The sequence below is a fragment of the Streptomyces sp. NBC_01460 genome (assembly GCF_036227405.1).
In the GTDB taxonomy this organism is placed as follows: Bacteria; Actinomycetota; Actinomycetes; order Streptomycetales; family Streptomycetaceae; genus Streptomyces.
Window position 1 is genome coordinate 4,674,681 of record NZ_CP109473.1, and the last position, 12,890, is coordinate 4,687,570.

Consider the following 12,890-nt stretch of genomic DNA (forward strand, 5'->3'; position numbering starts at 1 on the left):
CGCCCAGCGAGCCGGGACGCGGTGTTGTCCGGGCCGGTCAGGCGGCTGGTGCGTGCTCCTCGACGGTGACGCGCCCCAGCAGGTCCTCGTAGGCCGCGCGGTCGAACTCCCCGGCGGCGGGCGCCAGCACGGTCGCCGTCGACAGGGCCACCGCGCGCGCCAGCCGGTCCCGCCAGTCCAGGCCCTCGGCCAGGGCGGAGAGCAGCCCGGCCACCGCGGAGTCCCCGGCGCCCGTCGGGTTGCCCCGCACGGGAGAGGGCGGCGCGGCCTTCCAGGTGCCGTCCGGGGTGACGGCGAGGAGCCCGTCGGCGCCGAGCGAGGCGACGACGCTGCGCGCGCCCCGGCGTCGGGCGTCGCGGGTGGCGCGCAGGGGTTCGCGGGCGCCGGTGAGCCGGGCGAGTTCGTCGGCGTTCGGCTTGACGAGGTCGGGGCGGGCGGCGATGCCACGGCGCAGGGGCTCGCCGTCGGTGTCCAGGAGTACGGGTACGCCGGCCGAGCGGGCGAGGCGGACCAGCTCCGCGTACGCGCCGACGTGGATGCCGGGCGGCAGGCTGCCGCAGAGGGCGACCGCCGAGGCGCCGGGGAGCAGTTCCCCGAAGGTCCCGAGGAAGGCCGCCCATTCGTCCGCGCCTATGTGCGGGCCCGGCTCGTTGAGCTGGGTGGTGTCGCCGGTGGAGCGGTCGACGACCGCGAGGGTGCGGCGGGTGTTCCCCGCGACGGTCACCAGGGCGTCCGTGGGGCGGTGGGGGAGCGAGCCGAGGAGTTCGCGCACGACGGCCCCGGTGGCGCCGCCGGCGAAGCCGGTGACCACGGTGTCGTGGCCGAGCGCGGCGAGCACCCTGGCCACGTTGACGCCCTTGCCGCCGGGGCGTTCGGTCACGTCGTGGACGCGGTGGCTGCGGTGCGGGACCAGTGCGGGGACGGCATAGGTCAGGTCGAGTGCCGTGTTCAGCGTGACGGTCAGTATCACCTGTACCGGCCCCCGGTTCCTTAGTGGTCCGCTCCCGCGCCGTCTCCCTGCGGCGCGGCCCCTGGTGATCATGCCAAAGAGGCGGCGGCCGTCCCAGATGCCCGGGACAACCGCCGTCTCTTCGTTACGTGTTCTCTCGCCGGCTGCCCGTCAGACGGCGGCGGGCTTCACGATCCACTCGCCCCGGCGCATGACGCCCTTGAGCCCGAAGTCCGCGTCGAGGACCACCAGGTCGGCGTCCTTGCCCGGGTCGAGCGAGCCGACCCTGTCGTACAGGCCGAGGAGCCGGGCCGGGTTGGCGGAGATGGACCGGACGACGTCGTCGACGGGGATCCTGTCGATCGTCACGGACCTGCGGAACGCGGTGTCCAGGGTGAGGGTGGAGCCCGCGATCGAGCCGCCCTCGACCAGACGCGCGACGCCGTCCTTGACCTCGACCGCGAGCGGTCCGAGCTCGTAGTGGCCGTCGCCGGCACCGGCCGCGTCCATGGCGTCGGTGATCAGCGCGACCCGGTCGGCGCCCGCGTGGTGGTAGGCGAGTTCCAGGGCGGCGTGGTGCAGGTGCGTGCCGTCGTTGATCAGCTCGACGGTGACGCGCTCGTCCTCCAGGAGCGCCGCGATGGGGCCCGGGGCGCGGTGGCCGAGGGCGGGCATCGCGTTGAAGAGGTGCGTGGCGACGGTGGCGCCCGCGTCGATCGCCTCGACGGTCTGCTCGTACGTCGCATCCGTGTGGCCGACGGCGGCGATCACTCCGTGCTCGGCGAGCAGCCGTACGGACTCGATGCCGCCCGGGAGTTCGGTGGCGAGGGTGACCATCCTGGCGCTGCCGCGCGCCGCGTCGAGGAGCTTGCGGACCTCGGCGGGGTCGGGGTCGCGGAGCAGCCCCTCGCTGTGGGCGCCCTTGCGGCACGGGGAGATGAAGGGGCCCTCGAAGTGGATCCCGGCGAGCTCGCCCTGTTCGACCAGCTCGGAGAGGATCCCCGCCTGTCGGGCCAGGAAGTCCATCTCGCCGGTGACGGTGGAGGCGACGACGGTCGTCGTGCCGTGCTCGCGGTGCGTCCGTACTCCGGCCAGGACGTCCTCGGCGGTGCCGGTGGCGAAGGACGCGCCGCCGCCGCCGTGGTTGTGCATGTCCACGAATCCGGGGACCACCCAGTGGCCCGAGAGGTCGACGGTCCGGGCGCCCTCCGGCGTGCTGCCGGCGATCCGGGTGCCCTCGACGATCACCCGGCCGTTCTCGACGGTCCCGGTGGGAAGCACCACCCGGGCACCTGCGAGAACCGTGCTGTCTGCGCGTCCGGCCATCAGGCGGATACCTCCGTGGAGAGTAGATCCCAGGCGAGCAGCCCTGCGCCCAGGCATCCGGCGGTGTCCCCGAGGGCCGCCGGGACGATGTGAGGCAGCTTCTGGAACGTGACCCGTTCCTCGACAGCCGCACGCAGTGGTGTGAACAAGGTTTCCCCTGCCTCGGCAAGACCGCCACCGATGATGAGCGTGCGGGGGTCCAGCAGAGTGAGGGCGGTGACCAGGCCCGCGGCGAGCGCGTCGACGGCGTCCGCCCAGACGCGCAGGGCGGCCGGGTCGCCGGAGGCGACGGCCTTCGCGCAGTCCGCGGCGTCCGCATCGGGGTCGCCGGACGCGGTGGCCCAGGCCCGGGAGACGGCGGAGGCCGAGGCGAGGGTCTCCAGGCAGCCGCGCTGCCCGCAGCCGCAGTCCGGGCCGTCCGGCCGGACCACGACGTGGCCGATCTCGCCCGCGTAGCCGTGGGCGCCCGCCTCGATGGTGCCCGCGATGCCTATGGCGCCGGCGATCCCGGTGCCCAGGGGCACGAACAGGAAGCGGTCCGCGCCCCGGCCGGCCCCGATCCGTCCCTCGGCGAGGCCGCCGGTCCTGACGTCGTGGCCGAGCGCGACGGGGATGCCGCCGAGCCGTTCGCCGAGCAGCTTCCGCAGGGGCACGTCGCGCCAGCCCAGGTTGGCGGCGTAGACGGCGATCCCGCGTTCCGCGTCGATGATGCCGGGCACGGCGACCCCGGCGGCCACGGCGCCTTCGCCGAGGTGCTCCTCGCCGTAGGCGTACAGATCCGCGGCGAAGCCCAGGATCGTCTCCACGACTGCCTCGGCGCCGCGGTCCCTGCCGGTGGCCCGGCGCGCCTCGTGGAGCAGGGTGCCGTCGGCCCCGACCAGAGCGGCCTTCATTCCTGTGCCGCCCACATCGAGGGCGATGACGTGTCTCACGGAAGACAGTTTCGCCCGTCGACCCCTAAAAGGTCTAGTCCACTATCGAGGTTTGTTGAGCACCCATACAAAACGGCCCTGCTAGATTGCCGAATCGATACACCGGTGGTGTAGACCTCCGTGCGGACGTGAGGCAGGATCGCGGGTTCATCGCCGGAGCGATGACATCCACGTCGGACAATGTAGGGATGGACAGGGCTGTGCAGCGGCGCTTTGTGGGTCTGACCGCGGCGGTGGCCGCACTCGGTATGACGGCGGCGTTGTCGGGGTGTGGTTCGGACACCGGTTCCGGCGACGTCACCCTGCGGATGGTCGCGGCCGACTACGGCACCGGTGCGGAGAACAGCTCCCAGAAGTACTGGGACGACGTCGCCGGGAAGTTCGAGGAGGACAACCCCGGCATCAAGGTCGAGGTCAGCGTCTACTCCTGGAAGGACGTCGACCGCAAGGTCGCCGAGATGGTGAAGGCCGGAAAGGCCCCCGACATCGCGCAGATCGGGGCGTACGCCGACTACGCCGAGGCGGGCAAGCTCTACACGGCCGACGAGATGATAGCCATCCGCACCGGGTCCAACTTCCTTCCCTCGCTCACCGACGCGGGCCAGGTCGACGGCAACCTGTACGGCCTGCCGTTCGTGGCCAGCACCCGGCTCCTCTTCTACAACAAGGACCTCTTCGCCAAGGCGGGCCTCGGCGCCCCGCAGACCTGGGACGACATCCAGGCCGACGCCACCACGCTGAAGCAGCGCGGCGTCACGTACCCCTTCGCCCTGCCGCTCGGCCAGGAGGAGTCCCAGGCCGAGACCCTGATGTGGCTGCTCAGCGGGGGCGGCGGCTACACGGACGAGGTCGGCAACTACGACATCGACTCCCCGGCCAACATCGCGACCTTCCGCTGGCTGACGAACAACCTCGTCGGCAAGGGCCTCACCGGCCCAGTCGCCCCCGCGAAGCTCGACCGGGCGAAGGCCTTCGACGCGTTCACCAAGGGTGAGGTCGGCATGCTCAACGGCCACCCGACCCTGATGCAGGAGGCCGAGAAGAACGGCGTCGACGTCGGCATGGTCCCGCTGCCCGGGGTGGACGGGCCGACCAAGGGCTCCATGGGCGTGGCCGACTGGATGATGGGCTTCAAGCAGAACGGCCACCGGACGCAGATAGGCAAGTTCCTCGACTTCGCCTACAAGGACGACAACGTGACGGCCTTCGCCGACCAGTACGACCTGCTCCCCGTGACCAGCAGCGCGTCCGCCGCGATGGAGGCCGACAGCAAGCACAAGTCGCTCCACGCGTTCCTGACGGCGCTGCCGAACTCGCAGCTGCCCCCCTTCGGCAAGACGTCGTGGGCGCAGGTCAGCGAGACGGTCAAGGAGAGGATCGGCTCCGCGGTCGAGCCCGGCGGCAACCCGGAGGGCGTGCTCGTGGAGATCGCGGCCAAGGCCCGGCAGGCGGAGAGCGCGGAGTAGGTAGGTTGGTCGGCATGACCGCCGGCCCGCCCGACCCCGCTGACCCCACCGCCCCGCTCTCCGGCCAGGACCGTGCGGTCCTGGCCCTGGAGCGGCGCTCCTGGGCGGGCCCCGGCGCCAAGGAGCGGGCGATCCGGGAGGAGCTGGGCATCTCACCGGTCCGCTACTACCAGCTGCTCAACGCACTCCTGGACGACCGCCGCGCGCTGGAGGAGGACCCGGTCACGGTCAACCGCCTGCGCCGGGTCCGCGAAGCGAGGCGCGGCCGCCGCTGAGGCCCTGTCCGGGGCCGGTGCCCCGGGGCGGGAAGCCGCGCGGCCGGGCGGCCCGCCCGCTACGCTCACCCGCATGGGCAACCCGGCACACCCCCTCCCGTCCCCGTCCACCCAGGCCGGCCGCGAAGGCCTCGCCGCACTCCTCGCCCGCCCCGGCCGCGCGGTGGTCGCGCTGGACTTCGACGGCACGCTCGCCGACATCGTCCCGGACCCGGAGCAGTCGCGCGCCGACCCCCGGGTGGTTCCGGCCCTCTCCGCGCTCGCCCCCCGGGTCGCCGCGGTCGCCGTGATCACCGGCCGGCCGGCCTACACCGCCGTGCGGTACGGCGGCTTCGCCGGGGCGCGTGGCCTGGACCGCCTCGTCGTCCTCGGGCACTACGGCGCCGAACGCTGGGACGCCGCCACCGGGTCCGCCCACGCCCCCGCCCAGGACCCCGGCGTCGAAGCCGTCCGGGCGGAGCTCCCCGCCGTGCTGGCGGAGGCGGGCGCCGACAGCGGCACCTGGATCGAGGAGAAGGGCCGCGCGGTCGCCGTGCACACCCGCCGCGCCGCCGACCCGCAGGCCGCCTTCGAGGCCCTGCGCGCCCCGCTGGCCGGCCTCGCCGCGCGCCACGGCCTGATCGTCGAACCGGGTCGGCTGGTCCTGGAGCTGCGCCCGTCCGGCATGGACAAGGGCGTGGCGCTGGAGGGCTACGTGAAGGAGGTCGGCGCCGAGGCGGTGCTGTACGCCGGTGACGACCTCGGCGACCTCGCCGCGTACGCCGCCGTCGAGAAGCTCCGCACCGAGGGCGTCGCGGGCCTGCTCGTCTGCAGCGGCACCGAGGTCCCCGAACTCGCCGAGCGCGCCGACCTGGTGCTCCCGGGCCCGGCAGCGGTGGCGGACCTGCTCCACTCCCTCGCCCAGCACCTCACCCAGGGCTAGGGGCGTCCCGCAGCGCGTCCAGCTGGTCCAGGAACCACTGCTGCGGCGGGAGCGCCGTCGCGGCGGCGGCCAGGCGCTTCGTGCGGGCGCCCCGCTCGTCGGCGTCCATCGTCAGCGCCTCGTGCAGCGCCGCCGCCGTGGCCGACACGTCGTACGGGTTGACCACGATCGCGTCCTCGCCCAGCTCCTCGTAGGCCCCCGCCTCGCGGGACAGCACGAGCGCGACGCCGTGGTCGGAGACGACCGGGACCTCCTTGGCGACCAGGTTCATGCCGTCGCGGATCGGGTTGACCAGCGCCACGTCCGCCAGCCGGTACGCCGCCAGGGAGCGGGCGAAGTCGTCGTCGACGTGGAGCAGGACCGGGGTCCAGCCCTTCGTGCCGTACTCCGCGTTGATGCTGTCGGCGACCCGCTGGACCTCGGCCGTGTAGTCGCGGTAGACCGAGAGGTCCTGCCGTGAGGGGTAGGCGAAGGCGACGTGCACCACGCGCTCGCGCCACTCGGGGCGCTCCTCCAGGAGGGCCCGGTAGGCGTGCAGACCGCGGACGATGTTCTTGGAGAGCTCGGTGCGGTCCACCCGCACGATCGTGCGCCGGTCCGCGCCCACCTGGCCCCGGAGGATCTCCATGCGCTCGTCCACGTCGTCCTCGCGGGAGCGGCGGCGCAGGAAGTCCGCGTCGGCGCCCAGTCCGTGCACCCCGATCCGGGTGTGGCCGGTGCCGCCGAGGATCTCCGTGCAGCAGCTGATGAAGGCGTCGGCCCAGCGGCGGGTCAGGAACGCGGCGCGGTCGGCACCCAGGATGCCCTTGAGCAGCTGCTCGCCGATGTCGTCGGGAAGCAGCCGGAAGTAGTCGACGGGCGCCCAGGGGGTGTGCGAGAAGTGGCCGATCCGCAGGTCGGGGCGGAGCTCGCGCAGGATGCCGGGGACCAGCGAGAGGTGGTAGTCCTGCACGAGGACGGCGGCGCCCTCGGCCGCCTCCTCGGCGAGCGCCTCGGCGAAGGCCCGGTTGTACGCCTCGTAGGAGGCCCACTGGCGGCGGAACTCCGCGTCGAAGACGGGCTCCACCGGCGTCTGGTAGATCATGTGGTGGACGAACCAGAGCACCGAGTTCGCGATGCCGTTGTACGCGTCCGCGTGGACCTCCGCGTCGATGTCGAGCATCCGGACGCCGGGCTCGGACACCCCGCGCCGCACCGCCTCGCGGTCGCCGTCGCTGAGGGCGGCGCACACCCACAGCTTGTCGTCGACGGCGCTGAGGCCGGAGACCAGCCCGCCCCCGCCCCGTTTCGAGTCGAGCGTGCCGTCCTCCCGCCGTGCGTACGACACCGGGCCGCGATTGGACGCGACGAGGACCTGGGCAGCGTGCTCGGAGACCATGTACCCGAACCTAGCCCGTTCGGGAAGCCGCCAAACGTGAAGCGGGTGTGGAGCCGGGCGGGAGAAGCGTCACGCCGCGTCCCGGGAGGCGTACTCCGCGATGTCCCGCATCGGCGGCCGCTCCTCGGTGTCCACCGCGTGGGTGCGCGGGACGAAACCGCCGGGTCCTCGCTCGAACTGGACGAGCTCGGGCCGTACGAGCGGTCCCCGGGAGAGCCGCAGCTGCGCCGTGCGGTAGATCGCGGCCGACATCCGGCCGAGGGCCTGGCCGTCCTGGTGGCGGTGCCTGCGGACACCGACGTCGACCTGCGCCAGCGCGTCCAGGCCGACCGTGTGCAGCGCGTCGACGAGCAGGGCGAGCTCCACTCCGTAACCGACGGGGAAGGGGAGCCGCTCCAGCAGGGAGCGCCGCACCGCGTACTCGCCGCCCAGCGGCTGGACGAAGCCGGCCAGCCGCGGCCAGTGCAGATTGAGCAGCGGGCGGGCCACCAGCTCGGTCACCCGGCCGCCCTGTCCTGCCGCGTCGCCGAGCGGGCGGTCGTACATGGCCTTGACGAAGTGCACCGAGGGGTCGGTCAGCAGCGGTCCGACGATGCCGGAGACGAAGTCCGCGGAGAAGTCCTTCAGGTCCGCGTCGACGAAGCAGACGATCTCGCCGCTGGTCACCAGCAGCGAGCGCCACAGGACCTCGCCCTTGCCCGGCAGGGCGGGGATCCGGGGGAGGATCGCGTCGCGGTGCACGACCCGGGCGCCGGCCCGGCGCGCCTCCTCGGCGGTGGCGTCGGTGGATCCGGAGTCGATCACCACCAGCTCGTCGACGAGCGGGACCTTCTCCATCAGCTCGCGCCGGATCTCCGCGACGATCGCCCCGACCGTCGCCTCCTCGTCCAGCGCGGGCAGGACGACGCTCACCCGCGCGCGGTGCGGATCCGTCGCCCGCGCTGCCGTGAGGCGGTCCAGCGGGCGGTCGGCAGCCGACCAGGAACGCCTGGTCAGCCAGCGTTCCACCTCTTCCAGCACGGTCGATACTCCCTGTATGTGATCCATCTCGCGGTTCGGACGTCTATCTCAACCGTCCGGTGCTTCGGTTACAGTCTTGAACAACGCGGATGACCCTCGCATGTCGGGGTCGGTCCGCGAATAAACGCCCGGATCCATGGTCCGGTGCCATAGCGCTCATCCAGAGGGACTGAGGGAACGGCCCGTTGAAGTCCCGGCAACCCTCCTGCCGACCGCGAGGTCACGGTGGGGAAGGTGCCAATTCCGTCTTGTGGCGAAATACGTCGCAAGGAAGATGAGGAGAAAGGGCCTCCGCCATCATGGCCGTGCAGACAGTTGCAGCGAACACCAATTCTTCCGCCGTGGACCTCGGTCCCGCCGCGGCGCTTTCCTGCCGCGAGTGCGGCGAGCGTTTCGAGCTCGGACCCATTTTCGCCTGTGCGTCCTGTTTCGGGCCGCTCGAAGTGGCGTACGACCTGCCGAGCGGCTCCCCCGAAGAGCTGAAGAAGCGAATCGCCGAGGGTCCGAACAACATCTGGCGCTACGCGCCGCTGCTGCCGGTCCCCTCCGACGTCGCGGACAAGCCCAACATCAACCCCGGCTTCACGAAGCTGGTCAAGGCCGACAACCTCGCCCGCGAGCTGGGTGTGACCGGCGGCCTGTACGTCAAGGACGACTCCGGCAACCCGACGCACTCCTTCAAGGACCGTGTCGTCGCCATCGCCGTCGAGGCCGCCCGCGCCTTCGGATTCACCACACTCTCCTGCTCCTCCACCGGCAACCTCGCCGGCGCGGTGGGTGCCGCCGCCGCTCGCGCCGGCTTCCGCTCCTGCGTGTTCATCCCGCACGACCTGGAGCAGGGCAAGGTCGTCATGGCCGCGGTGTACGGCGGCGAGCTGGTCGGCATCGAGGGCAATTACGACGACGTCAACCGCTTCTGCTCGGAGCTCATCGGCGACCCGCTCGGCGAGGGCTGGGGCTTCGTCAACGTCAACCTCCGGCCGTACTACGGCGAGGGCTCCAAGACCCTGGCGTACGAGATCTGTGAGCAGCTCGGCTGGGAGCTGCCCGACCAGCTCGTCATCCCGATCGCGTCCGGCTCGCAGCTCACGAAGATCGACAAGGGTCTGCAGGAGCTGATCAAGCTCGGCCTCGTCGAGGACAAGCCGTACAAGATCTTCGGTGCCCAGGCCGAGGGCTGCTCCCCGGTCTCCACCGCCTTCAAGGCCGGCCACGACGTCGTGCGGCCCCAGAAGCCGAACACCATCGCCAAGTCCCTGGCGATCGGCAACCCGGCCGACGGCCCGTACGTCCTGGACATCGCCCGGCGCACCGGCGGTGCCGTGGAGGACGTCAATGACGAGCAGGTCGTCGACGCGATCAAGCTGCTGGCCCGGACCGAGGGCATCTTCGCGGAGACCGCGGGCGGTGTGACCGTCGGCGTCACGAAGAAGCTGATCGACGCCGGCCTGCTCGACCCGACGCTGACAACCGTGGTCCTGAACACCGGTGACGGCCTCAAGACGCTCGACGCGGTCGCCCCCACGACCGGCCTGTCGGCGACGATCCGGCCCAGCCTGGACGCGTTCCGCGACGCGGGCCTCGCCGCCGCCAACTGACCACCCGAGACCGAAGGAAGGCACCCACATGAGCGTCAAGGTCCGTATCCCCACCATCCTCCGCACCTACACGGACGGTCAGGCCGAGGTCTCGGCGGAGGGCGCGATCCTCTCCGAGGTCATCGCGTCCCTGGAGCAGAACCACCCGGGCATCGGCGCCCGTGTCCTCGACGACCAGGGCAAGCTGCGCCGCTTCGTCAACGTGTACGTCAACGACGACGACGTGCGCTTCGAGGGCGGTCTGGACGCGGCCACCCCGGACGGCGCCGGCGTCTCCATCATCCCGGCCGTCGCCGGAGGCTGACCGCCGCAGGCGCGATACGGGCCGGCTCGGCCGCCCGGTTCCACAGAGTGAGCAGAATGCCCCCCTCCGCGAGAGAAGCGGAGGGGGGCATTCTGCATGGTTGAGCGCGGTACAGTTGGGGAAGTCCCCGCAGCTACCCGCGCCGCCCGCATATGAGAATGCGCCTGGCCGCGACAAGAAGTAGCCAAAGTACGTGAACCCCTTGAGGCATAAGTGGCCTTTGTCAGGCCCGACTTGCCCTGGAATCCCATGAATTCCGCCTATCCGTGCGCTCGCGTGCGCCCAGAATTCTCGTCCGATTGACCTGTTGCAGAGGGCAGTTGGGCAGATACATTCGGCCGCGGTCGACGCGTTCCGGCGCACGCCACCCTCTCCTGTCGGAGGGTGAGTTCTGACCCGGGCCCGCGAAGTGCGGTGCTCGTGCAAGGGCCAGTAATAGGGGAGTTAGGCATGGCTCAGGGCACCGTCAAGTGGTTCAACGCGGAGAAGGGGTACGGCTTCATCGCGGTCGACGGTGGTGCGGATGTTTTCGTCCACTACAGCGCGATCCAGATGGACGGGTACCGCACCCTCGAAGAGGGTCAGCGAGTTGAATTCGAGATCTCGCAGGGCCAGAAGGGGCCGCAGGCGGACATGGTCAAGCTCGCCGTCGGCTGAGCTCGGCGCGGTCGGCCAACGACACTACTCACGCGCGAGAGGTCCGTACCCCCACCGGGGTGCGGGCCTCTCGTGCGTCCCCGGCCTGCCCTGTCGCTCCTCTGTTCGCCCCCGGTGGTTGTCCACATCCCGAGGACGACGCTTGCACTCGCAGGGGTCGAGTGCTAATCATTGGCGTTAGCACTCTCCAGGTGAGAGTGACAGAAACTTGGACCGGGCCGGTGAGGCCCGCAGGCCCAGTGGGGCAAGGAACCACTGAGCACGCTGGCCGTCCGTCGCGGGCGCCTCTCGGTCCGGAGAAATCCACCCCTGTCCGGGAGGACCACTTCACATGGCCAAGATCATCGCGTTCGACGAGGAGGCACGGCGCGGTCTCGAGCGCGGGATGAACCAGCTCGCCGACGCCGTCAAGGTCACCCTCGGCCCCAAGGGCCGTAACGTCGTCCTCGAGAAGAAGTGGGGCGCGCCCACGATCACCAACGATGGTGTTTCCATCGCCAAGGAGATCGAGCTCGAGGACCCGTACGAGAAGATCGGTGCGGAGCTGGTCAAGGAGGTCGCCAAGAAGACGGACGACGTCGCCGGCGACGGTACGACCACCGCCACCGTTCTCGCCCAGGCGCTCGTCCGCGAGGGCCTGCGCAACGTCGCCGCGGGTGCCAACCCGATGGCTCTCAAGCGTGGCATCGAGAAGGCCGTCGAGGCCGTCTCCGCCGCTCTGCTGGAGCAGGCGAAGGACGTGGAGACCAAGGAGCAGATCGCTTCGACGGCCTCCATCTCCGCTGCCGACACCGAGATCGGCGCCAAGATCGCCGAGGCGATGGACAAGGTCGGCAAGGAAGGCGTCATCACCGTCGAGGAGTCCCAGACCTTCGGTCTGGAGCTCGAGCTCACCGAGGGTATGCGCTTCGACAAGGGCTACATCTCGGCGTACTTCGCCACCGACATGGAGCGCATGGAGTCGTCGTTCGACGACCCGTACATCCTCATCGTCAACTCCAAGATCAGCAACGTGAAGGACCTCCTTCCGCTGCTCGAGAAGGTCATGCAGTCGGGCAAGCCCCTGCTGATCATCGCGGAGGACGTCGAGGGCGAGGCGCTGTCGACGCTGGTCGTCAACAAGATCCGTGGCACCTTCAAGTCCGTCGCCGTCAAGGCTCCGGGCTTCGGTGACCGCCGCAAGGCCATGCTCGGCGACATCGCCATCCTCACCGGTGGCACCGTCATCTCCGAGGAGGTCGGTCTCAAGCTGGAGAACGCCGGCCTGGACCTGCTCGGCACCGCCCGCAAGGTCGTCATCACCAAGGACGAGACGACGATCGTCGACGGCGGCGGTGACAGCGACCAGGTTCAGGGTCGCGTCAAGCAGATCCGCGCCGAGATCGAGAACTCCGACTCGGACTACGACCGCGAGAAGCTCCAGGAGCGTCTCGCGAAGCTGGCCGGCGGCGTGGCCGTCATCAAGGCCGGCGCCGCCACCGAGGTGGAGCTCAAGGAGCGCAAGCACCGCATCGAGGACGCGGTGCGCAACGCCAAGGCCGCCGTCGAGGAGGGCATCGTCGCCGGTGGTGGCGTGGCTCTGCTCCAGGCCACGGCCGTCTTCGAGAAGCTCGACCTGACCGGTGACGAGGCCACGGGCGCCAACGCCGTGAAGCTCGCGCTGGAGGCCCCGCTCAAGCAGATCGCCGTCAACGGTGGTCTCGAGGGTGGCGTCATCGTCGAGAAGGTGCGCAACCTGCCGATCGGTCACGGCCTCAACGCCGCGACCGGCGAGTACGTCGACATGATCGCCGAGGGCATCATCGACCCGGCGAAGGTCACGCGCTCCGCCCTGCAGAACGCCGCGTCCATCGCCGCGCTCTTCCTCACCACCGAGGCCGTCATCGCCGACAAGCCGGAGAAGGCCTCTGCGGCCGCTCCGGGCGGCATGCCGGGCGGTGACATGGACTTCTGATCCTCGGATCAGCAGCTCCTGGCAGTACCCGCAGTACCTGTACGACGCCGGCCCCCGGGATTCCTTCCCGGGGGCCGGCGTCGTCGTGCGCCGTGGCGCCCCGCTCCGC

General features: G+C 71.0%; 12 protein-coding genes and 1 riboswitch. Of the genes, 7 read left to right on the top strand and 5 right to left on the bottom strand.

The features are described from left to right. Positions 1-37: 37 nt before the first annotated feature. The 3 genes from OG488_RS20970 to OG488_RS20980 form a co-directional block, all read right to left on the bottom strand. The gene (locus OG488_RS20970; RefSeq protein ID WP_329231358.1) at positions 38-970 is read right to left on the bottom strand and encodes a 1-phosphofructokinase family hexose kinase; all 933 of its coding nucleotides are present in this window, start codon (positions 968-970) and stop codon (positions 38-40) included. Between the two features lie 150 nt (positions 971-1,120). After that, positions 1,121-2,275, bottom strand: coding sequence for an N-acetylglucosamine-6-phosphate deacetylase (nagA, locus tag OG488_RS20975; RefSeq protein ID WP_329231359.1), 1,155 nt, complete (start codon positions 2,273-2,275; stop codon positions 1,121-1,123). Continuing rightward, entirely contained in the window at positions 2,275-3,207 is a 933-nt protein-coding gene (locus OG488_RS20980; RefSeq protein ID WP_329231361.1) for an ROK family protein, read from the bottom strand. Before OG488_RS20980 ends, nagA begins: the two co-directional genes overlap by 1 nt. A 188-nt stretch (positions 3,208-3,395) precedes the next feature. On the opposite strand from OG488_RS20980, the gene OG488_RS20985 reads away from it, so the two are divergent. The 3 genes from OG488_RS20985 to otsB all read left to right on the top strand — a co-directional run bounded on the left by OG488_RS20985 (position 3,396) and on the right by otsB (position 5,870). Beyond that, positions 3,396-4,673 carry an ABC transporter substrate-binding protein gene (locus OG488_RS20985; RefSeq protein WP_329231363.1) on the top strand — a complete coding sequence of 426 codons (1,278 nt, stop codon included), beginning with the start codon at positions 3,396-3,398 and terminating at the stop codon, positions 4,671-4,673. Positions 4,674-4,687: 14 nt separating this feature from the next. Then, a complete protein-coding gene (locus OG488_RS20990) occupies positions 4,688-4,948 on the top strand; it encodes a DUF3263 domain-containing protein (RefSeq protein ID WP_329231365.1) in 261 nt (86 codons plus the stop codon). 73 nt (positions 4,949-5,021) lie between these two features. Beyond that, the gene (gene otsB / locus OG488_RS20995; protein WP_329231367.1) at positions 5,022-5,870 is read left to right on the top strand and encodes a trehalose-phosphatase; all 849 of its coding nucleotides are present in this window, start codon (positions 5,022-5,024) and stop codon (positions 5,868-5,870) included. Here the strand turns inward: otsB and OG488_RS21000 are convergent. Further along, positions 5,857-7,248, bottom strand: a complete 1,392-nt coding sequence (locus tag OG488_RS21000; RefSeq protein ID WP_329231368.1) for an alpha,alpha-trehalose-phosphate synthase (UDP-forming) — start codon at positions 7,246-7,248, stop codon at positions 5,857-5,859. The genes otsB and OG488_RS21000 overlap by 14 nt on opposite strands. Before the next feature lie 69 nt (positions 7,249-7,317). Next, positions 7,318-8,268 carry a glucosyl-3-phosphoglycerate synthase gene (locus tag OG488_RS21005; protein WP_329238872.1) on the bottom strand — a complete coding sequence of 317 codons (951 nt, stop codon included), beginning with the start codon at positions 8,266-8,268 and terminating at the stop codon, positions 7,318-7,320. A 153-nt stretch (positions 8,269-8,421) separates the two neighbouring features. Continuing rightward, positions 8,422-8,549: riboswitch (SAM riboswitch) on the top strand. Positions 8,550-8,567: 18 nt separating this feature from the next. Between OG488_RS21005 and thrC the strand changes: the two genes are divergently transcribed. The 4 genes from thrC (at position 8,568) to groL (ending at position 12,781) form a co-directional block, all read left to right on the top strand. Continuing rightward, positions 8,568-9,866 carry a threonine synthase gene (gene thrC, locus OG488_RS21010; protein ID WP_329231370.1) on the top strand — a complete coding sequence of 433 codons (1,299 nt, stop codon included), beginning with the start codon at positions 8,568-8,570 and terminating at the stop codon, positions 9,864-9,866. Between the two features lie 28 nt (positions 9,867-9,894). Continuing rightward, positions 9,895-10,170 carry a MoaD/ThiS family protein gene (locus OG488_RS21015; protein ID WP_329231372.1) on the top strand — a complete coding sequence of 92 codons (276 nt, stop codon included), beginning with the start codon at positions 9,895-9,897 and terminating at the stop codon, positions 10,168-10,170. A gap of 450 nt (positions 10,171-10,620) precedes the next feature. Next, positions 10,621-10,827 (top strand): cold-shock protein, encoded by a 207-nt coding sequence (locus OG488_RS21020; protein WP_003967346.1) that lies wholly within the window; start codon positions 10,621-10,623, stop codon positions 10,825-10,827. Between the two features lie 331 nt (positions 10,828-11,158). Then, complete coding sequence (groL, locus tag OG488_RS21025; RefSeq protein WP_329231375.1) at positions 11,159-12,781, top strand: chaperonin GroEL; 1,623 nt, start codon at positions 11,159-11,161, stop codon at positions 12,779-12,781. Positions 12,782-12,890 lie beyond the last annotated feature (109 nt).

What these genes read in the sequence shown, in the direction of transcription:
- OG488_RS21020 (WP_003967346.1), top strand. Translation starts at nt 10,621, where the DNA reads ATGGCTCAGGGCACCGTCAAGTGGTTCAACGCGGAGAAGGGGTACGGC.
- OG488_RS20990 (WP_329231365.1), top strand. Translation starts at nt 4,688, where the DNA reads ATGACCGCCGGCCCGCCCGACCCCGCTGACCCCACCGCCCCGCTCTCC.
- OG488_RS21015 (WP_329231372.1), top strand. Translation starts at nt 9,895, where the DNA reads ATGAGCGTCAAGGTCCGTATCCCCACCATCCTCCGCACCTACACGGAC.
- thrC (WP_329231370.1), top strand. Translation starts at nt 8,568, where the DNA reads ATGGCCGTGCAGACAGTTGCAGCGAACACCAATTCTTCCGCCGTGGAC.
- nagA (WP_329231359.1), bottom strand. Translation starts at nt 2,275, where the DNA reads ATGGCCGGACGCGCAGACAGCACGGTTCTCGCAGGTGCCCGGGTGGTG.
- OG488_RS21000 (WP_329231368.1), bottom strand. Translation starts at nt 7,248, where the DNA reads ATGGTCTCCGAGCACGCTGCCCAGGTCCTCGTCGCGTCCAATCGCGGC.
- groL (WP_329231375.1), top strand. Translation starts at nt 11,159, where the DNA reads ATGGCCAAGATCATCGCGTTCGACGAGGAGGCACGGCGCGGTCTCGAG.
- otsB (WP_329231367.1), top strand. Translation starts at nt 5,022, where the DNA reads ATGGGCAACCCGGCACACCCCCTCCCGTCCCCGTCCACCCAGGCCGGC.
- OG488_RS20985 (WP_329231363.1), top strand. Translation starts at nt 3,396, where the DNA reads ATGGACAGGGCTGTGCAGCGGCGCTTTGTGGGTCTGACCGCGGCGGTG.